23 protein-coding genes and 1 pseudogene are annotated in these 22,161 nt (G+C 72.0%); 10 read left to right on the top strand and 14 right to left on the bottom strand.

What is annotated here, in order from left to right; genetic code table 11:
* Window positions 1-56 precede the first annotated feature (56 nt).
* Entirely contained in the window at window positions 57-1,286 is a 1,230-nt protein-coding gene (locus ACIRR8_RS01115; protein WP_404057620.1) for a nitrate/nitrite transporter, read from the bottom strand.
* A gap of 128 nt (window positions 1,287-1,414) precedes the next feature.
* On the opposite strand from ACIRR8_RS01115, the gene ACIRR8_RS01110 reads away from it, so the two are divergent.
* Window positions 1,415-1,846, top strand: a complete 432-nt coding sequence (locus ACIRR8_RS01110; RefSeq protein ID WP_404057618.1) for an Lrp/AsnC family transcriptional regulator — start codon at window positions 1,415-1,417, stop codon at window positions 1,844-1,846.
* A gap of 73 nt (window positions 1,847-1,919) precedes the next feature.
* Here ACIRR8_RS01110 and ACIRR8_RS01105 read toward each other — a convergent pair whose 3' ends face one another.
* The 4 genes from ACIRR8_RS01105 to ACIRR8_RS01090 all read right to left on the bottom strand — a co-directional run bounded on the left by ACIRR8_RS01105 (window position 1,920) and on the right by ACIRR8_RS01090 (window position 5,775).
* Entirely contained in the window at window positions 1,920-3,380 is a 1,461-nt protein-coding gene (locus ACIRR8_RS01105) for a GAF domain-containing protein (protein WP_404058671.1), read from the bottom strand.
* 27 nt (window positions 3,381-3,407) lie between these two features.
* Window positions 3,408-4,445 (bottom strand): rod shape-determining protein, encoded by a 1,038-nt coding sequence (locus ACIRR8_RS01100; RefSeq protein WP_404057616.1) that lies wholly within the window; start codon window positions 4,443-4,445, stop codon window positions 3,408-3,410.
* 141 nt (window positions 4,446-4,586) lie between these two features.
* On the bottom strand, window positions 4,587-5,153 hold the full coding sequence (locus ACIRR8_RS01095; RefSeq protein ID WP_404057614.1) for a hypothetical protein: 567 nt from the start codon (window positions 5,151-5,153) through the stop codon (window positions 4,587-4,589).
* Window positions 5,154-5,349: 196 nt separating this feature from the next.
* Window positions 5,350-5,775 (bottom strand): MarR family winged helix-turn-helix transcriptional regulator, encoded by a 426-nt coding sequence (locus ACIRR8_RS01090; protein ID WP_404057612.1) that lies wholly within the window; start codon window positions 5,773-5,775, stop codon window positions 5,350-5,352.
* Window positions 5,776-5,892: 117 nt separating this feature from the next.
* Here ACIRR8_RS01090 and ACIRR8_RS01085 point away from each other — a divergent pair, with 117 nt between their 5' ends.
* From ACIRR8_RS01085 to ACIRR8_RS01070, 4 genes are all read left to right on the top strand, one after another.
* Window positions 5,893-6,912: an NADP-dependent oxidoreductase gene (locus ACIRR8_RS01085; RefSeq protein ID WP_404057610.1), complete on the top strand. Its 1,020-nt coding sequence runs from the start codon at window positions 5,893-5,895 to the stop codon at window positions 6,910-6,912.
* A 122-nt stretch (window positions 6,913-7,034) separates the two neighbouring features.
* Entirely contained in the window at window positions 7,035-7,463 is a 429-nt protein-coding gene (locus ACIRR8_RS01080; RefSeq protein WP_404057608.1) for an organic hydroperoxide resistance protein, read from the top strand.
* Window positions 7,464-7,555: 92 nt separating this feature from the next.
* Window positions 7,556-8,332, top strand: coding sequence for an EI24 domain-containing protein (locus tag ACIRR8_RS01075; protein ID WP_404057606.1), 777 nt, complete (start codon window positions 7,556-7,558; stop codon window positions 8,330-8,332).
* Window positions 8,329-8,937 carry a LysE family translocator gene (locus ACIRR8_RS01070; RefSeq protein WP_404057604.1) on the top strand — a complete coding sequence of 203 codons (609 nt, stop codon included), beginning with the start codon at window positions 8,329-8,331 and terminating at the stop codon, window positions 8,935-8,937. Before ACIRR8_RS01075 ends, ACIRR8_RS01070 begins: the two co-directional genes overlap by 4 nt.
* Before the next feature lie 39 nt (window positions 8,938-8,976).
* Here the strand turns inward: ACIRR8_RS01070 and ACIRR8_RS01065 are convergent, their stop codons facing one another.
* The gene (locus ACIRR8_RS01065; RefSeq protein ID WP_404057602.1) at window positions 8,977-9,555 is read right to left on the bottom strand and encodes a TetR/AcrR family transcriptional regulator; all 579 of its coding nucleotides are present in this window, start codon (window positions 9,553-9,555) and stop codon (window positions 8,977-8,979) included.
* A gap of 171 nt (window positions 9,556-9,726) precedes the next feature.
* Between ACIRR8_RS01065 and ACIRR8_RS01060 the strand changes: the two genes are divergently transcribed.
* A complete protein-coding gene (locus ACIRR8_RS01060; protein WP_404057600.1) occupies window positions 9,727-12,207 on the top strand; it encodes a glycoside hydrolase family 3 protein in 2,481 nt (826 codons plus the stop codon).
* Between the two features lie 19 nt (window positions 12,208-12,226).
* On the opposite strand, the pseudogene ACIRR8_RS01055 reads toward ACIRR8_RS01060, so the two are convergent.
* Together ACIRR8_RS01055 and ACIRR8_RS01050 are read right to left on the bottom strand one after the other, a co-directional pair.
* Window positions 12,227-12,535: pseudogene (locus ACIRR8_RS01055) on the bottom strand (amidinotransferase); the annotation flags it as partial.
* Window positions 12,536-12,563: 28 nt separating this feature from the next.
* A complete protein-coding gene (locus tag ACIRR8_RS01050; protein ID WP_404057598.1) occupies window positions 12,564-13,505 on the bottom strand; it encodes an SGNH/GDSL hydrolase family protein in 942 nt (313 codons plus the stop codon).
* A 387-nt stretch (window positions 13,506-13,892) separates the two neighbouring features.
* Here ACIRR8_RS01050 and ACIRR8_RS01045 point away from each other — a divergent pair, with 387 nt between their 5' ends.
* A complete protein-coding gene (locus tag ACIRR8_RS01045; protein ID WP_084745747.1) occupies window positions 13,893-14,387 on the top strand; it encodes a DUF3145 domain-containing protein in 495 nt (164 codons plus the stop codon).
* A gap of 113 nt (window positions 14,388-14,500) precedes the next feature.
* Here the strand turns inward: ACIRR8_RS01045 and fabF are convergent, their stop codons facing one another.
* The 5 genes from fabF to ACIRR8_RS01020 form a co-directional block, all read right to left on the bottom strand.
* The gene (fabF, locus tag ACIRR8_RS01040; RefSeq protein WP_404057595.1) at window positions 14,501-15,763 is read right to left on the bottom strand and encodes a beta-ketoacyl-ACP synthase II; all 1,263 of its coding nucleotides are present in this window, start codon (window positions 15,761-15,763) and stop codon (window positions 14,501-14,503) included.
* A 76-nt stretch (window positions 15,764-15,839) separates the two neighbouring features.
* Complete coding sequence (locus ACIRR8_RS01035; RefSeq protein ID WP_014045780.1) at window positions 15,840-16,088, bottom strand: acyl carrier protein; 249 nt, start codon at window positions 16,086-16,088, stop codon at window positions 15,840-15,842.
* Window positions 16,089-16,151: 63 nt separating this feature from the next.
* Entirely contained in the window at window positions 16,152-17,183 is a 1,032-nt protein-coding gene (locus tag ACIRR8_RS01030) for a ketoacyl-ACP synthase III (protein ID WP_404057593.1), read from the bottom strand.
* A gap of 11 nt (window positions 17,184-17,194) precedes the next feature.
* Window positions 17,195-18,112, bottom strand: a complete 918-nt coding sequence (locus tag ACIRR8_RS01025) for an ACP S-malonyltransferase (RefSeq protein WP_404058669.1) — start codon at window positions 18,110-18,112, stop codon at window positions 17,195-17,197.
* Window positions 18,113-18,201: 89 nt separating this feature from the next.
* Window positions 18,202-19,401 (bottom strand): helix-turn-helix domain-containing protein, encoded by a 1,200-nt coding sequence (locus ACIRR8_RS01020; RefSeq protein WP_356169500.1) that lies wholly within the window; start codon window positions 19,399-19,401, stop codon window positions 18,202-18,204.
* Window positions 19,402-19,520: 119 nt separating this feature from the next.
* Here ACIRR8_RS01020 and ACIRR8_RS01015 point away from each other — a divergent pair, with 119 nt between their 5' ends.
* On the top strand, window positions 19,521-20,177 hold the full coding sequence (locus ACIRR8_RS01015; protein WP_404057591.1) for a pirin family protein: 657 nt from the start codon (window positions 19,521-19,523) through the stop codon (window positions 20,175-20,177).
* 84 nt (window positions 20,178-20,261) lie between these two features.
* On the top strand, window positions 20,262-20,480 hold the full coding sequence (locus tag ACIRR8_RS01010) for a GlyGly-CTERM sorting domain-containing protein (protein ID WP_404057588.1): 219 nt from the start codon (window positions 20,262-20,264) through the stop codon (window positions 20,478-20,480).
* Window positions 20,481-20,624: 144 nt separating this feature from the next.
* Here the strand turns inward: ACIRR8_RS01010 and ACIRR8_RS01005 are convergent, their stop codons facing one another.
* Entirely contained in the window at window positions 20,625-21,440 is an 816-nt protein-coding gene (locus tag ACIRR8_RS01005) for a serine hydrolase domain-containing protein (RefSeq protein ID WP_404057586.1), read from the bottom strand.
* A gap of 147 nt (window positions 21,441-21,587) precedes the next feature.
* Here ACIRR8_RS01005 and ACIRR8_RS01000 point away from each other — a divergent pair, with 147 nt between their 5' ends.
* Window positions 21,588-22,133 carry a hypothetical protein gene (locus ACIRR8_RS01000; protein ID WP_404058667.1) on the top strand — a complete coding sequence of 182 codons (546 nt, stop codon included), beginning with the start codon at window positions 21,588-21,590 and terminating at the stop codon, window positions 22,131-22,133.
* The last annotated feature ends 28 nt before the right edge of the window (window positions 22,134-22,161 follow it).

Here is a 22,161-nt window from a genome sequence, read left to right as displayed (position 1 = left end):
TCACACGAACGGCCGCGTTCCGGCGGGAACGCGGCCGTTCTTCACGTCCGAGGACCTCACCCGTCGCGCTGGATGGTCCGCATCCGCCCGTACGCGTACACGCATCCCGCCAGCGCCAGATCGGACAGGAGCATGAAGCCGATCGCGTAACTGTCCTTGGCGCTGTAGATCGCGCCCATCACCAGCGGCGGTACGAAGCCGCCGAGCCCGCCCATGGCGCCGACGATGCCCGTCACACTGCCCACCTTCGGCTGCGGGGTCACCTGCGAGACCAGCGCGAACACGCTGCCGCTCGCCGTGCCGAGCCCGGCCGCCATGGCCAGCAGAGCGATGGTGCCGATGGGGTTCAGCGGCGGCTCGAAGGCCTGGACGACCGCCATCAGGGCCGCCAGCAGCAGTGCGCCGGACGTCACCAGCGCCGGGTGGATCCGGTCCGAGAGCCAGCCGCCGATCGGCCGGAAGACGACCGTGACCAGCGCGAACCCGGCCGCCTTGGTGCCCGCCTCGGTCGGTGACATCTCGTACCAGGTCTTCAGGTACGTCGGCAGATAGACCCCGAACGCCACGATCCCGCCGAAGCCGATCGCGTACAGCGCCGACAGTTCCCACGTCACCCGCAGTCTCCCGGCCTCGCCCAGCCGGTGCACCAGCGTGTCCGTGGGGATCTTCCGGCCGGGATGGTCGCTGATCAGGACGGCGGAGAGCAGGGCGAACACCACCAGCGCCCCCGCGACCACCAGGAAGGGCAGATTGTCCCCGTGCTTCGCGATGCGCGGGGTGAAGAAGCCCGACAGCGCCACCCCGCCCATGCCCATCCCGAACACGCCCAGTGCGAAGCCCCGCTTGGCGGGCGGGAACCACGAGTTCACCAGCGGGACGCCGATCGCGAACGTCGTCCCGCCGAGCCCGAGCAGGAAGCCGACCGCGATCATCGCCCCGTACGAGTTCTTCGCCGGGATCAGCAGCAGCACCGGCACGATGGTCAGCGCCGACACCAGCGGGAACATCAGCTTCGCGCCGTACTTGTCCGTCAGCGCGCCCACCGGGATCCGGCCGAGCGACCCGACCAGCACCGGCACGGCCACCAGGAACGACTGCTGGAACGAGCTGAGCCCGAGCCGGTCCTTGTAGTCGCCGGACATCGGCGCGATCAGGTTCCACGCCCAGAAGGTGAGGGCGAAGCCGATCGTGGCCATGGCGAGATTGCGGTACGCGGCGGCGGACGGTGTCGCGGCCGGTGCGGAGGTGTCCGGCGGCTCGGGGGACTGCTTGACGGCGGTGTTCACACCCGTAAGTCAAGGGCGCGGCGGAGCGCACGGCCCGCCGGACTGCGCCGACCGGGCGACAGCGCGCTCCCGTCCGCCGGTACCCGCTCTGCTCAGCCGATATCGCCGCAAGCTGGGACAATCGCGGTATGGATCGGCTGGACAGGGAAATCCTCGGCATTCTCCAGGAGGACGCCCGGATCTCGTACCGGGATCTGGGCGTACGGGTGGGACTCAGCGCCAACGCGGCGGGCGACCGGGTCCGCCGGATGCGCAAGGACGGGGTGATCCGCGGCTTCACCGTCATCGTCGACCCGGCCGCCGACACCCGTTCGGGCCTGGTCGTCTTCATCGATGTGACGCTGCGGCTCGACACGACGAACGAGGAGTTCGAGCGCTCGGTGCTGATGCTGCCCGGGATCACGGAGGTGGTGCACGTGACGGGCGGCCACGACTACCTGATCCGCGCCACGGCCGCCGACCCGGTGTCGCTGGACACGCTGCTGCGGCGGCTGAGACGGGAGGCCGGGGTCGCGCACTCCAACACCCGGATCGCGCTGCGGGCGGCCCCGAAGCACTGACGGCTCCGCCGCGCCGCTCGCGAGCACGCACACCGGGCGCTCACCGCGTCAGCGTGGCGAGCCGCTCACCGCGTCAGAGCGGCGTCTGCCAGGTCACCGCCGTCGGGCCGTCCCCCTCACCTTGCCCGTCATCCGCCACCACCAGCCGCACGGCAACCCGCCCGTCCGCCAGCCGGACCGTCGCGTCCACCGCCACGTCGATCGCCGAGACCCCGGCCCTGCGGTGCGCGGCGGCCAGCGCTCCGCGCAGCACGGCCAGCAGCTCCCGGCCCGCCTCCTCACCCACCAGCGCGTCCACCGCCCCCGTGAAGTGCACCGACGGCGGAAAACCGAGCAGCGCCGACGCGCCACCGGTCTCCCGCAGCACCCGGCCCCGGAACGTGCTCGGCGCCTCGGCCGGCGGCTGCTGGAGCGCGAAGATCGCGGTGCGGACCTCCTGGATGGTGGAGTCCAGCTCGTCCACGGCCCGCCCGAGCAGCTCGCTCGCGTCCTCCTCCGTGGCCGCACGCCGGCGCGTCGACTCCAGCATCATCTCCGTGGCGAAGAGCCGCTGGACCACCAGATCGTGCAGGTCACGGGCGATCCGGTCGCGGTCCTCGTACACCGCGAGCTGCTCCCGGTCCGCCTGCGCGTCGGCCATCACCAGCGCCAGGGCGGCCTGCGAGGCGAACTGGGTCGCCAGCAGCCGGTCGACCGCCGTGTACGGAGGTGCGCCGCGGTGCCTGGGCAGGGCGAGGGTGCCGATGAGCCGGCCGCCGCTCTGCAGCGGCAGCATCATGCTGGGCCCGAACCGGGACCGTACGTCGGTGGTCATCCGGGGGTCGGTGGCGGAGTCGTCGATGAAGACCGGTTCGCCGCCGAGCAGGTGGACCAGGACCGGGGAGCCGGGCGCGATGGTCGCGCCGACGATGCCCGCCGGGTCGTCGAGCGTGGAGGCGGTCACGATCTCCATGCCGCCCGCCTCGGTCGGCTGGAGGATCACCCCGGCCGAGGCACCGGCCAGCAGCCGGGCCCTCTCGGCCACGGTCATCAGGGCGTCGGACGCGTTCGTCCCGGTCAGCAGGGCCGTGGTGACGGCCGCCGCCCCCTCGATCCACCGCTCGCGCTGCCGGGCGCTCTCGTAGAGCCGGGCGTTGCCGATCGCGATGCCCGCCTGGGCGGCGAGGACGTGCAGCAGGGCCCGGTCCGTCTCGCTGAAGGAACCCGAACTCCTCCCGGCAAGACAGAGGTGGCCGAAGAGTTCGGTGTGCACCTGGATGGGGGCCAGGAGGTGTGGCGGAGCGGGCGGTGTCCTCCTCCCTTCCTCCGGAGGGAGGGAGGCCCGGCGCTCCGGGAGGAAGCGGTCGACGAGCCGCCGCTCCTCCCCCGTCATCCCGGTGGTGTAGAGCGCCTCGGTCCGGTCCTGGTCGGGCTCCAGCACACCGAGCGCGCCGTACCGGGCCCCGGCCAACGTGGTCGCGGTGTCCACGATCTGCTGGAGGGTGGCCCGGAGACCGAGGTCGCTGCCGATGCTGAGGACGGCCTCCAGGAGCATCGGCAGCCGGTCCACCGGCACCCGGGCCTAACTCGCGGTCGGGTTGAGGACCATCGGCTGGATCTTGCCGTCCAGCATCGCCCCGAGACCGAGCACCGAGCAGACGTCGGGCCGGTCGGCGATGAACACCGGCATACCGGTCGCGTCCCGGAGCATCTCGTCGAACCCCGGCAGCAGCGCGCTGCCGCCCACCATCATGATCCCGCGGTCCGCGAGGTCGGCCACCAGATCGGGCGGGCACTCGCGCAGCACCTTGCCGACCCCGTCCAGGACGGCGGTGAGCGGGGTGTGGATGGCCTTCCGTACGGCGGCGGTGTCGACCCGCACCGAGCGGGCCAGGCCGGTCGCCACGTCCCGGCCGTGGATCTCGGTGAGGGCGGGTCCGGTGAGCTGGAGGCCGTTGCCGTGCAGCGCCAGTTGCAGCGGACGCACGGACTGGCTCGGCAGCATCAGCGCGTGGTGCTGGCGCAGGTACTGGATCACCGCCTCGTCGATCGCGTTGCCGCCGACCGGGATCCGTACGGCCGTCACGATCGAGCCGAGCGAGAGCACCGCGATCTGCGTGGTGGCCGCGCCGCACGCCATGATCATGGTCGCGGTCGGCTGTTCCACCGGCAGCCCGCAGCCGGCCGCCGCCGCGATCAGCGTGTCCACCAGCTCGACCCGCCGGGCGCCGAGCCCGGTGAGCGTCTCCACCGTGGCGCGCCGGGCCAGCGGATCGGCCTCGTGCGGGATGCAGGCGGCGGCGCGCAGCCGGGGCTTGCGGCGCAGCTGGCGGCGGAGCTTGTCGCCGAGCAGATGGCGCAGCATCCGCTGGGCCATCTCGATGTCGACGACGGAGCCGCCGGAGACCGGGCGGACCACCCGGATGTATTCGGGGGTGCGGCCGGTCATCTGCTCGGCGAGCACCCCGACCGCGATGAGCGATCCGGTACGGGTGTTGACGGCGGCGACGCTCGGTTCGTCGACGACGAGCCCGAGCCCCTTCACGTACACACGGGTCCTCGCGGCCCCGAGATCGACGGCGACATGGCAACGCTGCAACTGCTCAAGGCTGACGGTCACGGCAGGTTCTCCCGAGAGCGCGGATGGGGGTACCGGCGGGAGCCGGCCTCTCATCGCATCGTCGCGTTCCCCGCCGGGTCGCGCGCGCTGGGCTGCGCCGTACGAGGCCGTACGAGGGGGAGAAGCTGACGCCCCGCCAGCTCACCCCGGCAGCAGCCGCTGGAACAGGCCCCAGGTGAACTCGGCGACGTACGCCTCCCCGCTCGCCGGGTCGGTGACGGCCAGCGCCCACCGGGTCGGCGCGCTGCCCTCCATCGGCCGCGCCGGCGGAAAGGCCCGTGCCACCTCGTCCACCGTGCACGACCAGGGGCGGAGAGACGGTACGGAGGTGAGCCGCGGGCCCGCCGCCTCCGGGGCCCGGACGAGCCACTCGTTCCACACGGCCCCGCCCGGCCCGGCCATCACCTCGAACCGGAGGTCCGGCCACAGCGGCACCGGCCAGAGCAGCGCCTCGCACTCCAGGTCGCCCACGCGCCGCTTCAGCGCCAGCTCCGGCGCACCGAGCACCGAGCGGTAGCGCCGCAGCGATCCCCGGCCCCGGGGCGCGCGGACCATGGCCTGCCAGCGGCGGTTGGCCTCCCGCAGATCCGCGAGCGAGGCACTCAGCTCTTGGCGCGCCTCCTCGACCAGATCCGGCTGGTGGTCGGCCATCCGGCGGAGCAGGACGAGCTGGAATTCGCGCGGGCCGAAGGGGGTGGGAGCGGTCATGCCGCCCATCCTCCCGCAGGTCAGGCGTATCGGACCGACCGTCCGCGGAATCCTCCGTTCCGCACCGGATTCTCACCCGGCCGGCTTCCTGAGGTGATCTCCGCACGTCTGATCCGCGGGCGCCATGGATGACTGCCACCCGTGCCGACGGCATCTCGACGGAGCCCTCTGGTGGTGCCGACAGGGGCGACGGGTCCTACGCCTCGCCCAGCATCCGCCGCAGCAGATCCCGCAGCACCGTCCGCTCCGCGTCCGACAGCTCGGCCAGCGGCTCCCGGGCGAAGGTCAGCGCGTCGCGCAGCTCCCGGGCCGTCCGCCGGCCCGACTCCGTCGCGGCAGCCAGCTTCACGCGGCGGTCGACCGGGTCCGCCCGGCGCTCGACCAGGCCGCGGGTCTCCAGACGGTCCACGATGCCGGTCACGTTCGACGGCTCGCACTTCAGCTTGACGGCGATCTTCCGCATCGGGGTCGGCTCCATCGCCAGCAGCCCGAGGACCCGCGCCTGCGCCCCGGTGAGGGAGTGTTCGGCGGCGGCCCGGTCGTACTCCTCGTGGTAGCGCGCCACGACGGTGCCGATGAGCTCGACGACCTCAAGGGTCAGGGGGTCTGTGCGGGTGGCCATGGGGACCAGCGTACCGATTTACTTGACAATATGAAATATGAAGGAGCAGGGTTGTTTCATGTCATGAAGCTTTCCCCCGAAGCTTCCCCCGTAGGACATTGAGGAGACCCCGAGCCCATGTCTGCAGCACTTCCCGCGTCCAGCCGCGAATGGCACCTCGTCGCCCGCCCCCACGGCTGGCCCAAGGCCGAGGACTTCGCGCTGCGTGAGGCCGCCGTGGCCGCTCCGGCCGAAGGCCGCATCCTCGTCCGCAACAAGTACTTCTCCGTCGACCCGTACATGCGCGGCCGGATGAACGACGTGAAGTCGTACACCCCGCCGTTCAAGCTCGACCACCCGATGGACGGCGGCGCGGTCGGCGAGGTCATCGCCTCGAACGCCGAGGGGATCGCCGTCGGCGACCACGTCCTGCACGGCCTCGGCTGGCGCGAGATCGCCGACGTGCCCGCGAAGCACGCGGTGAAGGTCGACCCCGACCTGGCCCCGCTCTCCGCCTACCTCGGCGTCCTCGGCATGACCGGACTCACCGCCTACGCGGGCCTGTTCGACGTCGCCTCCTTCAAGGAGGGCGACGCGGTCTTCGTCTCCGGCGCCGCCGGTGCCGTCGGCAGCCAGGTCGGCCAGCTGGCCAAGCTCAAGGGCGCCTCCCGGGTCATCGGCTCGGCCGGCTCCGACGAGAAGGTCAAGCTCCTTACGGAGGAGTACGGCTTCGACGCCGCGTTCAACTACAAGGACGGGCCGGTCCGCGACCAGCTCAAGGAAGCCGCCCCGGACGGCATCGACGTCTACTTCGACAACGTCGGCGGCGAACACCTCGAAGCCGCCATCGGCGCGCTCAACGTGCACGGCCGCGCCACCATCTGCGGCATGATCGCGCAGTACAACGCGACCGAGCCGACCCCCGGCCCGCGCAACATGGCGCTGATCATCGGCAAGCGGCTGCGCCTCCAGGGCATGCTCGTCGGCGACCACGCCGACCTCCAGCCGAAGTTCGTCGAGGAGGTGGCCGGCTGGCTGGCCTCCGGTGAGCTGAAGTACCGCGAGACGACGGTCGAAGGCATCGGACACGGCTACGACGCGTTTGTCGGCCTCCTGCGCGGTGAGAACACCGGGAAGATGATCGTTTCGCTCGTCTGACCCGCCCCCGGGCCGGGCCCGGGTCCGTCCCGGGCCCGTTCCGGTCACGCGTTAGGCTCATCCCAGGCCGTCGCGGTCGTGGGCGCGAGTCGCGGCGCACCAACAGGAGGAATCCTCACATCATGACCATCCAGAAGATCGACGTCGCCTACACCGCTGTCGCCACCGCGGAGAACGGCCGGGACGGCCGCGTCTCCTCGGACGACGGCCAGCTCGACGTCGTCGTCAACCCGCCGAAGGCGCTCGGCGGCAGCGGCGCGGGCACCAACCCGGAGCAGCTCTTCGCGGCGGGCTACAGCGCCTGCTTCCAGGGCGCGCTCGGCGTCGTCGCCCGCCAGGAGAACGCCGACATCTCCGGCTCGACGGTCACCGCCTCGGTCTCCATCGGCAAGACCGAGGCCGGCGGCTTCGGCCTGGAGGTCGCCATCAGCGCGACCATCCCCAACGTCGACGCCGCCACCGCCCAGTCGCTCATCGAGAAGGCCCACCAGGTCTGCCCCTACTCGAACGCGACCCGCGGCAACATCAAGGTCGAGCTCTCCGTCGCCTGACGCACCGGCTCAGCGCGAGGACCGCACCCCGCTCCGGGGTGCGGTCCTCGCCGTTTTCCGTACCGCATCCGTACGCCAGTACGCTGACGCCCATGAACGATCTCGGGGCAGGCTTCGGCTACTTGATGAAGGGCCAGCGCTGGGTCCTCGGACACGGCCGGTGGTTCGGCTTCGGGCTGCTGCCCGGACTCATCACCCTCGTCGTGTACGCGGGCGCGCTGACCGGACTCGGTTACGGCGCCGACGACTTCGTCGTCTGGGCCACCCCGTTCGCCGACGACTGGTCCTCGCCCTGGATCGGTCTGCTCCGCACCACGCTGACCGCGCTCGTCTTCCTCTTCGGCCTCTTCCTCGCCGTCATCACCTTCACCGCCGTGACCCTCCTGGTCGGCCAGCCGTTCTACGAGTCGCTCTCCGAGGAGGTCGAACGGGGCGAGGGCGGCGAGGTCCACGAGTCCGGGCTGCCGCTCTGGCGCGAACTGTGGATCTCCGCACGCGACTCCGTACGGATCCTGCTGCGCGTGGCGCTCTTCGGGATCATCCTCTTCGCCTGCGGCTTCATCCCGGTCGTCGGCCAGACCGTCGTCCCGGCGATCGGCATCTGCGTCTCCGGCTACTTCCTGGCCGAGGAGCTGACCGGCGTGACCCTCCAGCGCCGCGGGCTGCACCTGAAGAAGCGGCTCGGCCTGCTGCGCACCCGCCGACTGCTGGTGCTCGGCTTCGGCGTCCCGCTCGCGCTCTCGTTCCTGGTCCCGTTCGTCGCGGTGTTCCTGATGCCGGGAGCGGTCGCCGGGGCCACGCTCCTCGCCCGCGAGCTGGTCGACCCGGCCGCCGGCCTTCCCGCCACCGCGGAGGAGCGGGCCGTATGACCGAGCTGCTGGCCGTCGCCGCCATCACCGTCCTCGCCGTCATCAGCCCGGGCGCCGACTTCGCCATGGTCGTGCGCAACAGCTATCTGTACGGCCGCACGACCGGCGTCCTCGCGGCGGCCGGGGTCGCGGCGGGCGTCCTGGTCCACGTCACGTACACGATGCTCGGCGTCGGCCTGCTGATCGCCTCCTCCACCGTTGTGTTCACCGCGGTGAAGCTCGCCGGTTCGGCCTACCTCATCTACATCGGCGTCCGCACCTTCCTGGCCCGCGCCGACCTCGACGTCGACCTCACGGACCGGCCGGGCCTCACCCGCTTCGGCGCGCTGCGCAGCGGCTTCCTGACCAACGCGCTCAACCCGAAGACGACCCTGTTCGTCGTCGCGACCTTCACGCAGGTCGTCGGTCCGGAGACCGCCCTGTGGCAGCAGGCCGGGTACGGACTCTTCATGTCGGCGGCGCACCTCGGCTGGTTCGCGCTGGTCGCGCTCTTCTTCTCGCACTCCCGGCTGCGCGGCGCGATGCTGCGCCGCCAGAAGGCGCTGAACCGGTCCATCGGCTCGGTCCTGGTCGGCCTCGGCGTCACGCTGGGCCTGGCGCGCTGAGGAACGGCAGCTGTACGAAGGAGCTTCAGCTCCACGAATCTACGAAGGGTCCCCGGGCTCTCCCAGCAGTCCCAGGAAGTCCGCGAACGCCTCCGGCATGTCCACCGCCTCCGGGTCCAGCAGCCACTGGTACTGCAGCCCGTCCATCACCGCCACCAGCAGCACCGCCGCCCGCTCCGGGCTCAGCCCGCCCGGCAGCGTGTCGCCGTACTCGGCGCGCAGAGTGGCCGCCATGCCGGCCCGGACCTGGGTGTAGCGGCGGGTGAAGAACTCCCGGGCCGGGTGGTCCTCCGTCACGCTCTCGCCGAGCAGCGCCGAGAACGTCCGCACGATCACCGGCCGCATCGCGTTGTACTCCACCAGCGAGCCGAGCAGCTCCAGCCGCCAGGCCCCGTCGGTACTGCCCCGGCCGCCGGTGTCCCAGCGGTCCCGGTCCTCCAACACCGCCACCAGCAGCGCTTCCTTCGTCGGGAAGTAGTGCAGCAGCCCCTGCTGGGTCAGCCCCACCCGCTCGGCCACCGTCCCCAGCGTCGCGCCCCGGTAGCCGCGCTCGGCGATCACTTCGAGGGTGGCCCGCAGGATCTCGGCCCGCCGCTCCTCGCTCCTGGCCCGTGCCATCACCGGCCCCTTCCGTGCCGCCCGGCCCCACGTCGGCCGCGCCCACCTGGACCGTACGTCATCGCCGGACCCCCACTCATCAACGTAACGAAGATATAACAAAACCTACCGATGTACCGGTCTTCGCGACACCATGGAGACCTCCACCGGACTCGATCAGGAGGTACGGCCGTGGCAGCCGCATCCAGCACCAGCAACTCCGAAGCCCTCCGTCGGACCGCCGTCGACACGGCCCTCGCCGCGCTCGGCCTCGACGACAAGGCGCGCCTCCTGGCCGGTCAGGACCTGTGGTCGCTGCCCGCCCTGCCCGCGATCGGGCTGCGCTCCCTGGTGATGTCGGACGGCCCGATCGGCGTCCGGGGCGTCCGCTGGACCGCCGCCGACCCCTCGGTCGCGCTGCCCTCGCCCACCGCGCTCGCCGCCACCTGGGACCCGGAGCTGGCCCGGCGCGCGGGCCGCCTGCTCGCTCAGGAGGCCCGCCGCAAGGGCGTCCACGTGCTGCTCGCCCCGACGGTCAACCTGCACCGCACCCCGCTCGGCGGCCGCCACTTCGAGGCGTACAGCGAGGACCCGTACCTCACGGGCGAGATCGGCACCGGTTACGTCCAGGGCGTCCAGGACGGCGGGGTCGGCACCACCGTCAAGCACTTCGTCGCCAACGACGCCGAGACCGACCGCTTCACCGTCAACAACGTCGTCGCCCCGCGCCCGCTGCGCGAGCTCTACCTCGCGCCCTTCGAGCGGATCGTCAAGAACGCCCGCCCCTGGGGTGTCATGGCCGCCTACAACCAGGTCAACGGTTCCACGATGACCGAGCACCGCTACCTCCAGAACGCGGTGCTGCGCGGCGAGTGGGGCTTCGACGGCTTCATCGTCTCCGACTGGCTCGCCGCCCGGACCACCGTCGGCGCGATCACCGGCGGACTGGACGCCGCGATGCCCGGCCCGCGCACGGTCTACGGCGAGGCGCTGGCCGACGCCGTCCGAGCGGGCGAGGTGGACGAGAAGACCGTCGACATCGCCGTACGGAACATCCTGCTGCTCGCCGCCCGCACGGGGGCCCTGGACACCGCCCCGCCCGCCGTGGACCCCGCCGACCTGCCCGCGCCCGTGGACGGCGAGGCGCTGGCCCGCGAGATCGCCCGCCGCTCCTTCGTGCTCGTACGCAACGAGGCCGGCATCCTCCCTCTGGCGCCCGCCACCACCGTGGCCCTCTCCGGCGCGCTGGCCCGGGACGCCCGCGTGCTCGGCGGCGGCTCGGCGCTGGTCTTCCCGGACCATGTGGTCCCACCGCTCGACGGACTGGTGGCCGCCCTTCCCGAGGGCGCGCTGACGTACGCGGTCGGCGCCGACCCGAGCGACGAACTGGCCATCGCCGAGGCAGGGTTCGACCTCACCGCCGTCTGCCGCGACGCCTCCGGGACCGTTCTCGCCACCGTCCCGCTGCCCAGCGGCCAGATCCAGTGGATCGGCGCCGACCTGCCCGAAGGCGTCACCCACGACACCCTGGACACCGTCGAGATCACCGGTACCTTCACCCCGCGCGAGAGCGGCGAGCACACCTTCGGCACCCGCGGCACCGGCTCCTTCGCGCTCACCGTCGACGACCGCCCGCTCTTCGACGGCACCCAGGACCGCGCCCCCGGCACCGACCCGCTCGGCGCCTTCTTCAACGAGCCGGTCGAACGCGGCCGCCTCCCGCTCACCGAAGGCGCTCCGGTCCGGGTCTCCCTCAACCACCGCCCCGGCCCTCCCACCGGCCACCCGCTCAAGGGCGTCGCCTTCTCGCTCGTCCACCTCGCCCCGCTCCGCGACCCGGACGAGCTGATCGCCGAGGCCGTCGAGGCGGCCCGCGGCGCGGACACCGCGATCGTCGTCGTCGGCACCACCGAACGCGTCGAGTCCGAAGGCTTCGACCGCACCGACCTGAAGCTCCCGGGCCACCAGGACGCCCTGGTCCACGCGGTCGCCGCCGCCAACCCCCGTACGGTCGTCATCGTCAACTCCGGCTCCCCGGTGGAGCTGCCCTGGCGCGACGAGGTCGCCGCGGTGCTGCTGACCTGGTTCCCGGGCCAGGAGGCGGGCCACGCGCTCGCCGACGTACTCCGCGGGCAGGAGGAGCCGGGCGGCCGCCTCCCCACCACCTGGCCCGTCACCCTGGCCGACGCCCCGGTCTCCGCCACCACGCCCACCGGCGGCGAACTCCCTTACAGCGAAGGCGTCTTCATCGGCTACCGCGCCTGGGAGCAGGCGGGCACCACTCCCGCGTACGCCTTCGGCCATGGCCTCGGCTACACCACCTGGGAGTACGACGCCGTCACCGCCACCCCGGAGTCGGTCACCGTGCGCGTCCGCAACACAGGCGCCCGCACCGGCAGCGACACCGTCCAGATCTACCTGGCCCCCGAGCCCGTCCCGGGAGCCCCCGAGCGCCCGGCCCGCTGGCTCGCCGGCTTCGCGCGGGTCACGGCGGGCCCCGGTGAGAGCGTGGAGGTCACGGTCCCCGTCGAGCACCGTGCGTACCAGGTCTGGGACGAGGAGACCTACGGCTGGACGACCGTCCCCGGCACGTACGAGATCCAGGCGGCCCGCTCCCTGGCGGACGTCCGGGCCACGGCGACGGTGGAGATCACCGGGGATCAGCCGAAGTAGGACTCCAGCGTCCCGCGCCGCCGCACATCGAGGTCGTCCGGAGCACGAGGTCCGTGACCGGTTCGGGCTCGGGCGCGACCAGGATGTCCCAGGAGTCCAGGACGGCGGGCAGCCGGTCGACGTCGATGTGGTCGGGGTTGACCGGCGCCTTGCCGGGCGCGAGCACGAGGAACGTCGTGCCGAGGTGCACGGGCGTACGGCAGCGGCTCTCGATCTCGTGGATGCGGTGGTCGGGTCCGAGGTGGCGGCGCGGCCACTCGATGCCCATGCCGTTGGTGACGTTGGAGGGCGTCACGGAGAGATCGCGTCCGGCGCGGACGAAATCCGCGCACGGAGGCTTCCACGCACGGAGGGTCCTACGCGGGCGGTTCGGTGGCCGTGACGGTGCGGTAGGCGATCTCCGCCAGCCGGGCCTGGCCGTCGCGGCTGGGGTGGAACCAGTCCCACGGGCTGAGCTGGGTCCCGGTGAAGCGGAACTCGAAGACCGCGCCGCCGTCGTACCGGCAGCGCCGGTCCTTCGCGCAGACGTCCCGCAGCACCTCGTTGTACGCCACCACCCGGTCCCGCACCGCGTCCCGCCGCGCGACGGCCGCCGGTCCCAGGTCGTCCGCGTCCGCCAGCATGGACCGGCAGACGCCGAGGCTCCAGATCCTCTTGGCCCCCTCGTCCAGCCGTCCGGTCGACCAGAGCCGCTTCAGGTCCGGCACGCTGGCCACGTACACCTGCGCCTTCGGCGCCCCGGCCCGCAGCTGCCGCATCGACGCCTCGAACGACGCCCGGAAGTCCGCGACGGGCGTCATCAGCCGCACCGAGTCCCGGCAGGCGTCGTTGGCGCCCATCATCACGGTGACCAGCTCCGGCCGTTCCTTCGCCGCCAGCGCCATCTGCTCCGGCAACTGGACCATCCGGGCGCCCGACACCGCGTGGTTCCAGCTCCGGTCCGTGACGTCCGTCGTGCCCAGCAGCCGGACGGCGAGACTCCGCACCAGGCTGTCGGTGCCGGTGGCCCAGGACACCTCGGGGCAGTCCGCCAGCATCGAGCAGGCGTCGAAGCCCCGGGTGATGGAGTCGCCGACGGCTGCCACGGACCCGGGCTTCGGGTTCCAGCCGGAGGCGGGGGAGGGAGATGGGGTCGGCGAGGACGAGGACGAGGACGAGGCGGCGGGCGCGTCCCGTGACACGCCGTCACCCGAGCTCTCGCCACCGCATCCGGTCAGCGCCGCGACGGCGCTGAAAAGAAGCGCCGCCGCCCCCGCGACGCGGCGGCGCATCCGTGGGCGTGTCGTACGCTCCGTCATCCCTGGTTCCCCTCCGGTCAACCCCTGGTCTATGCCGCTGGACATGCCCCCGGCAAGCCCACGATCCCCAGGTCGTGGCCGTGCGCGCCCTGCCGGGTGAAAGCCGGCGAATCAGGGGGTCCGGACCGACGGTACGTCACACGGACGGCCCCCGCGCACGGTAGCTTTTCCCCGTCGAACCAGTGGCACCGTTCCCCACCTCGTCACGGCGGGTGGCTCCGGTACATTACGTCACGTCACACACTGTCCCTTTTCAGGAGATTAACTCCCGATGCTGTTTACTGATGACAACCTCGGGTCCTGGCCGGAAAGAGACGGTCCGGAAAGAGACGGTACGGCCGCGAGGCCGCTGGGGAAGGCGTACCTCGTCCCACATGGGAGGTTCCGGTGACGACACGTGGAGTCCTGTACGTTCACTCCGCCCCGCGCGCGCTGTGCCCACATGTCGAGTGGGCAGTGGCGGGCGTCCTCGGTGTGCGGGTCCAGCTGGACTGGATCAGACAGCCGGCCGCCCCCGGCACCTGGCGGTCCGAGTTCTCCTGGAAGGGCCGCGCCGGCACCGCGTCGCAGCTCGCCTCCGCCCTGCGCGGCTGGGACCTGCTCCGCTTCGAGGTGACCGCCGAGCCGTGCCCGACCGCCGAGGGCGAGCGCTACAGCTCCACCCCCGGCCTCGGCATCTTCCACGCCGTCACCGGCATGCACGGTGACATCCTGATCCCCGAGGACCGCCTGCGCGCGGCCCTGGCCCGCTCGACGCGCGGCGAGAGCGACCTGGAGGCGGAGATCGCCTCCCTCCTGGGCAAGCCGTGGGACGACGAGCTGGAGTCCTTCCGCCACGCGGGCGAGGGCGCACCGGTCCGCTGGCTGCACCAGGTGGTGTGACCGCACCGAGCCCCTCCGGCGATCGAGGAGCGGAGTCCGGGGCAGCGCCCCGAAACACACGGAAGCCCGCTCCCCGGCCACCGGGAAGCGGGCTTCACCTGTAGAACGCAGGGCTACACGGAGCGGAACGCCAGCACCACGTTGTGCCCACCGAACCCGAACGAGTTGTTGATCGCTGCGATCGGCCCCTCGGGCAGCACCCGGGGCTCCCCGCGCACGATGTCCGCGTCGACCGCCTCGTCCAGCTCGTCGACGTTGATGGTCGGCGGAGCGATCCGGTGGTGCAGCGCGAGCACGGTGGCCACCGTCTCGATACCGCCCGCGCCACCCAGCAGGTGCCCCGTCATCGACTTCGTCGCCGAGATCGCGACATGGTCCAGGTCGTCGCCCAGCACCTTCCGCAGCGCCTTGATCTCCGCGATGTCACCCTGCGGCGTCGACGTGGCGTGCGCGTTGAGGTGGACCACCTCGGACGGCTTGAGGTCGCTGGAGTCCAGCAGGTTCTGCATGGCGGCGGCGATGCCCCGGCCGCTCGGCTCGGGCTGCGCGATGTGGTGCGCGTCGGCCGAAAGGCCCTGGCCCAGCACCTCGCAGTAGACCTTGGCGCCGCGCTTGGCGGCGTGCTCGGCCGACTCCAGGATGACGACGCCCGCGCCCTCGCCGAGGACGAAGCCGTCCCGGCCGGTGTCGTACGGGCGCGAGGCCTTCTCCGGCTCGTCGTTGCTCTTCGACATCGCCATCATGTTGGCGAACGCCGCGATCGGCAGCGGGTGGATCGCCGCCTCGGTGCCGCCGGCCACGACCACGTCGGCCCGGCCGGTGCGGATCATCTCGACGGCGTACCCGATGGCCTCGGCGCCGGACGCGCAGGCGGAGACCGGCGTGTGGACACCGGCCTGGGCGTTGACCTCCAGGCCGACGTTGGCCGCCGGGCCGTTGGGCATGAGCATCGGAACGGTGTGCGGGGAGACGCGGCGTACGCCCTTCTCCTTCAGCACGTCGTACTGGTCGAGCAGGGTGATCACGCCGCCGATGCCGGAGGCGATGACCGAGCCGAGCCGCTCGGGGGCGATGGACTCGTCCTCGCCGGCCTTGGCGGTGAAGCCCGCGTCGGCCCACGCCTCGCGGGCCGCGATCAGCGCGAACTGCGCCGAGCGGTCCAGCTTGCGGGCGAGCGGGCGGGGCAGTACGTCGTTCGGGTCGACGGCCGCGAGGGCGGCGATCCGGACGGGCAGTTCGGCGAAACGCTCGCCTTCGAGAGGCTTGACGCCGGACCGGCCGGCCATCAGACCTTCCCAGGTCGATGCGGAGTCGCCACCCAGCGGAGTGGTTGCGCCGATACCGGTGACGACCACGGTGCGATTGGTCGAGTTCACTGGAAAATCTTCTCCACGTGTAGAGGGTCGTGAATCAGCGGCGCCACCGCCGGGTGGCGACACAGCCGGGCTGGGATCAGCCCTGGTGCTTCAGGATGTAGTCGGCGGCGTCGCCGACCGTCTTGAGGTTCTTGACGTCCTCGTCGGGGATCTTGACGTCGAAGCGCTCCTCGGCGGCGACGACGACCTCGACCATGGACAGCGAGTCGACGTCCAGGTCGTCGGTGAAGGACTTGTCCAGCTGGACGTCCTCGACCGGGATCCCGGCGATCTCGTTGACGATCTCGGCGAGACCGGTGACGATCTCTTCCTGCGTGGCGGCCATCTTGGCGCTCCTTCGGTGGGTTTCTTCAGGGTTCGTGGTGACGGACCAAAAGGTCCGGTGTGCCTAGGGGAGGGTAACGACCGTCGCGGCGTAGACGAGACCCGCCCCGAAGCCGATGACGAGCGCGGTGTCGCCGCTCTTCGCCTGACCGGTCGCCAGGAGCCGCTCCATCGCGAGCGGGATCGAGGCGGCGGACGTGTTGCCGGTGGACTCGATGTCACGGGCGACCGTGACGTGTTCCGGCAGCTTCAGGGTCTTCACCATCGAGTCGATGATCCGCATGTTGGCCTGGTGCGGAATGAAGACGTCCAGGTCCTCGGAGGAGATCCCGGCCGCGTCCAGCGCCTGCTGGGCGACCTTCGCCATCTCGTAGACGGCCCAGCGGAAGACCGCCTGGCCCTCCTGCGTGATGGCCGGGAACTTGATCTCGCCCTTGGAGTCGAGCGGCAGCCGGGAGACGTCGCCGATGTGCAGCTCGTTCCAGGACACCGTCTGCTTGATGGTCTCGGACTTGTCGCCCTCGGAGCCCCACACGGTCGGGCCGATGGCCGGCTCCTGCGAGGGGCCGACGACGACCGCGCCCGCGCCGTCACCGAACAGGAAGGCCGTCGCGCGGTCCTCCAGGTCGGTCAGGTCGCTGAGCCGCTCCACGCCGATGACGAGGACGTACTCCGCCGAGCCCTCGACGATCATGCCCTTGGCGAGGGTCAGGCCGTAGCCGAAGCCCGCGCAGCCGGCCGAGATGTCGAAGGCGGCGGGCTTGCCCGAGCCGATCTTGTGGGCGATCTCGGTGGCGACGGCCGGGGTCTGCTTGAAGTGCGAGACGGTCGAGACGACGACCGCGCCGATCTGCTCGGGGTCGATGCCCGCGTCGGCGATGGCCTTGCCGGACGCCTCGATCGACATCATGGCCACGGTCTCCTCCTCGGAGGCCCAGTGGCGGGTGACGATGCCGGAGCGGGAGCGGATCCACTCGTCGGAGGAGTCGATCGTCTCGAGGATCACCTCGTTCGGCACGACCCGGGTCGGGCGGTAGCCGCCGACCCCGAGGATGCGCGCGTACGGGGCGCCCTTGCTGGGCTTGATCTTCGACATGCTCGGGCTCCTTAGGCGCCTGCGTGCTCGGAGATGAGCGCGCGGGCGGCGTCGAGGTCGTCGGGGGTCTTGAGCGCGAGCGTCTTCACACCGGGCAGCGCCCGCTTGGCGAGCCCGGTGAGGGTGCCGCCGGGGCTCAGCTCGACCAGCGCGGTCACGCCGAGCTCCTGGAAGGTCTCCATGCACAGGTCCCAGCGGACCGGGTTGGCGACCTGGCCGACCAGCCGGGCGATGACCTCGGTGCCGGTGGCGACCGGGTGGCCGTCGGCGTTGGACACGTACCGCACGACCGGGTCGGTGACCGTGAGGTCCCCGACGGCCGCACGCAGCTTCTCCACGGCCGGGGCCATGTGGTGCGTGTGGAACGCGCCGGCCACCTTCAGCGCGACGACCCGGCGCACGCCTTCGGGCTTGTCGGCCTCCAGGGCGGCGATCTGGGCCGCGGTGCCGGCGGCGACGATCTGGCCGCCCCCGTTGACGTTGGCGGGGGTCAGGCCGAGCTTCTCCAGGTGCGGGACCGTCACGGCGGGGTCGCCGCCGAGCAGGGCCGCCATACCGGTCTCGGTGACCGCGGCGGCCTCGGCCATGCCGAGCCCGCGGGTACGGACGAAGCGGAGCGCCGCCTCGTCGTCGATGACACCGGCGATCGCGGCGGCGGTGATCTCACCGACGCTGTGACCCGCGACGACGTCAGGTGAAGCGGCGTCCAGAGCGGCGGCCGAGAGCAGTCCGGCGGCGACGAGGAGCGGCTGGGCGACGGCCGTGTCGCGGATCTCGTCCGCGTCGGCCTGTGTGCCGTAGTGGGCAAGGTCGAGCCCGATGGCGTCGGACCAGGCCGCGATGCGGTCGGCGGCACCGGGGAGGTCGAGCCAGGGAGTCAGGAAGCCGGGCGTCTGAGCGCCTTGGCCGGGAGCGACGAGTACGAGCACACTCACACTCTCTCTTGTGGACGGCCCCGTACGCCCGTGGGGACAGGGACGAAGAACCGTCAGGGGAATTGTTGAAGTCCGACAAAAGTCTAGGACTGAGGATCCGTCGCGGCCAAGCGCCCCAGGATCAGGGCGATCCGCAGGGTGAACGCGGAGCGGACATCGGAGGGTGACCAGCCGGTGACGTCGGTCACACGTCGTAGCCGGTAGCGCACGGTGTTGGGGTGGACGAAAAGCATCCGCGCCGCCCCCTCCAGACTGCTCGCCTGCTCCAGATAGACACTCAGCGTTTCCAGCAGTGCCGAACCGGCTTCCTCCAGCGGTCTGTAGATCTCCTCCACCAACTGGTCCCGCGCGGCAGGGTCCCCGGCCATCGCGCGCTCGGGCAGGAGATCGTCCGCCAGCACCGGGCGCGGCGCGTCCTGCCATGCGAGGCAGGCCTTCAGCCCGGCCGCCGCCGCCTGTGCGGACCGGGTGGCCGCCAGCAGGTCCGGTACGACGGGTCCGGCGACGACTGGACCGGCCGCGTACGGCCCGATCAGGCCCTTCGCGACCTGGAGCGGGTTGTCGCTGCCGCCCGCGATGACGACGAGCCGGTTGCCGAGTACGCCGGTGAGGACCTGGAGCTTGGCGTGGCGGGCGGCCCGCCGGATCGCCTCCACGGTCAGCTCGCTGTCGCCGTCGGGCGCGGTGCCGAGGATGACGCAGACGTGCTCGGGCGAGTTCCAGCCGAGCGCGGCGGCCCGGGACACAGCCCCCTCGTCGGCCTCCCCGGACAGCACCGCGTTCACGACCAGCGACTCCAGCCGCGCGTCCCAGGCGCCCCGGGCCTCGGCGGCCTGGGCGTAGACCTGGGCGGTGGCGAAGGCGATCTCCCGCGCGTAGACGAGCAGCGCCTCCCGCAGAACCGACTCGTCGCCCGGCGCGGCCACCTCCTCGATCGCGGCCTCCATCACCTCGATCGTCGTCCGCACCATCTCGACGGTCTGCCGCAGCGTGATCGCCCGGGTCAGCTCACGCGGGGCCGTGCCGAACACATCGGTCGAGATGGCCTGCGGGGTCTCCGGATGCCGGAACCACTCGGTGAACGCCGCGATACCGGCCTGGGCGACCAGGCCGATCCAGGACCGGTTCTCCGGGGGCATCGCCCGGTACCACGGCAGCGATTCGTCCATGCGGGCAATCGCGTTCGCGGCCAGCCGGCCGGATGACTGCTCCAGCCGTTTCAGGGTCGCGGCGTGCAGGTGGGCGTCGTGGGCGGCGGAATGCTCAGGATCGGGTCGGGGCACGAGGACAAGACTGCCTTATCGGGCCGGTGGATCGGTGGGGCGGGGCGAGGGTGCGGGCTACCGGTGGGTACGGGGCGGCTGGGCCGGTGGGTCGCGGAGGGCCGGGCTACCGTGGCCGGGTGATTTCCGTACACCGGTCCGAGGACCGCTACCAGGGCGGCGAGCCGGACGCCGGCATCGAGACCCGGCACGCGCTCTCCTTCGGCTCCTTCTACGACCCGGAAAACCTCCGCTTCGGCCCGGTCCTGGCCTGCAACGAGGAGCGCCTCGCCGCCGGTGCGGGCTTCGACGAGCACCCGCACAGCCATACGGAGATCGTCACCTGGGTCGTCGAGGGCGAGCTGACCCACCGCGACTCGGCGGGCCACTCCACCGTCGTACGGGCCGGAGACCTGGCCCACCTCAGCGCCGCCGCCGGGGTCCGCCACGTCGAACGCAACGACGGCGATGCCCCGTTGACCTTCCTCCAGATGTGGCTGGCCCCGCTGGAATCGGGCGGCGAACCCTCGTACACGCTCGTCCCCGGCATCGCCGACTCGACCCCGTACGCCGTGCCCGCGGCCGGTGCGATGCTGCACGTGCGCCGCCTGACCGGGGGCGAGCGCACGGCGCTGCCGGACGCGGTGCGCCTGTATGTGCATGTGGTACGAGGCCGAGTCGCCGTGCACGGTGAGGAGTTGGGCTCGGGGGACGCGGCCCGGATCACGGGTGCGGAGGGGCTGGAGGCGGCCGCGGTCGGGGAGGCGGCGGAGCTGCTGGTCTGGGAGCTGCGCTGAGGGCCTGGAGGAGTTCCCCCTTCCGGGGCCGTCGGCGATGATGAGGCGAGGAGCCGGGGCGGGGCGACGGGGAGGGTGGAGCCGGTGAGCGAGGGTTCGAGCGCGGCCAGGAGGCGGGGATTCGTCGATACGCCCGCATTCCTCGCGCTGGTGGCGATCGTCGGCGTCTGGGGCGCGGCGAGTTCCGGGTATGCGGTCCACACCCGGGTCTACGGCGGGGCGATGGGAGCGCTGGCTGCGGTGTTCCTGGTCGTCGGGTGGGTCAGGCGGCGACGGGAGCGGGCCGCTGCCGACCAGGGGTGACGTAGGCGCGCGAGACGGCGGAACACCGCACGGCCGCTGTGCTGTTCGCGACCGGGCGTGACGGGTCCGACGGCGGGCGGGGGCTGATTGCGGTCAGTGCCGTCACCGGCGGCACCGAGTGCGCGGCGGGCGGCCGCGGCCGGTTCAGCCCGCGACCTCCGACAGGACCGCGTCCGTGAACGGCGTCCACGCCTCCGCCGCCCACGGTCCGAAGGCCCGGTCCGTCAGCGCCACGCAGGCGATGCCGGCCACCGGGTCGATCCACAGGAACGTGCCCGACTGGCCGAAGTGGCCGAAGGTCGCCGGGGAGGAGGAAGCGCCCGTCCAGTGCGGGGACTTGGAGTCGCGGATCTCGAAGCCGAGGCCCCAGTCGTTCGGGCTCTGGTGGCCGTAGCCCGGCAGGACGCCCTTGAGGCCCGGGTGGACCACGCTCTGGGCTTCGAGCACCGTACGCGGGTCGAGCAGGCGCGGGGCCTGGACCTCGGCGGCGAAGCGGGCCAGGTCGTCCACGGTGGAGACGCCGTCGCGGGCGGGCGAGCCGTCCAGCGTCGTGGACGTCATGGCCAGCGGCTCCAGGACCGCCTGGCGCAGATACTCGCCGAACGGAATGCCCGACGCCTTCGCGATGTGGTCGCCCAGCACCTCGAAGCCCGCGTTGGAGTAGAGGCGCCGCTCGCCGGGCGGGGCCGTCACCCGGTGCTCGTCGAAGGCGAGGCCGCTGGTGTGCGCCAGGAGGTGGCGGACCGTGGAGCCCTCGGGCCCGGCCGGCTCGTCCAGCTCGACCGCCCCCTCCTCGTACGCCACCAGCGCCGCGTAGGCCGCGAGCGGCTTGGTGACCGAGGCGAGGGGGAAGCGGTGGGCGGTCGGCCCGTGCGTACCGAGGACGGTGCCGTCCGCCCGTACGACGGCGGCCGCCGCGGTCGGGACGGGCCAGGTGTCGATGATCCGCAAGCTCTCCATGGACCCGAGCCTAACGTTCGCGCGGGCGGCACCCGCACCGCGTCCGAAAGGTGACGAAGTCGCCAACTCCCGCCCCCTGGGCCGACTACTGTGCGGAGGCGAAGCGCTGCGCACCGCAGCCGGACGAGGAGGCTTCCCATGTCGACCATGTCATCGCCCTGCGGCCCCCAGCACGCTCCCGCCGGCGATGTGGGCGCCGCGCTGCTGATGATCGACTCCCGGCTCAGGAGCATCTACGAGGGTACGAGCGGAAGCGAGAGCAAGGCCGAACAGCGCGAGCTGATGCAGCACTTCACCAGCTCGATGGGCCCGCGCAGCGTCCATGACCTGCTGGACGGCGCCTGCACCCTCATCTACATGTACATGACCTGGCTGCGGCAGGCGCACGAGGACCACGGCAAGGACGTCATCGAGTACGTGGTCCCTCCGCTCGTGGCCTCGATGCGCGTCATGACCCAGAGCATCCGCCCGGAGGCGATCCCCACCATGGCGGGTCTCGTCATCGCCGCCGGCACCGGGCTGAGCCCGAGCCTGTGGCGTCAGCAGTACGGGCAGTGGACGGAGGCGGAGATGACCCCTTTGGAGGCCACCTGCTTCCTGCTCGCGGAGCACATCAACCGCATCACCGAGGACCGGGAGTTCGCCACCCGCCTGATCACCGACGCCCTCACCCGGGCCGAGGAAGAGCTCTGAGCGCCTGTTCCGCTTGCTTCGAGTGCAC

The sequence above is a fragment of the Streptomyces sp. NPDC101178 genome, from assembly GCF_044767965.1.
GTDB lineage: Bacteria > Actinomycetota > Actinomycetes > Streptomycetales > Streptomycetaceae > Streptomyces.
Note: the sequence above shows the minus strand (reverse complement) of the source record. Positions and strands in the feature narration are given on the sequence as shown.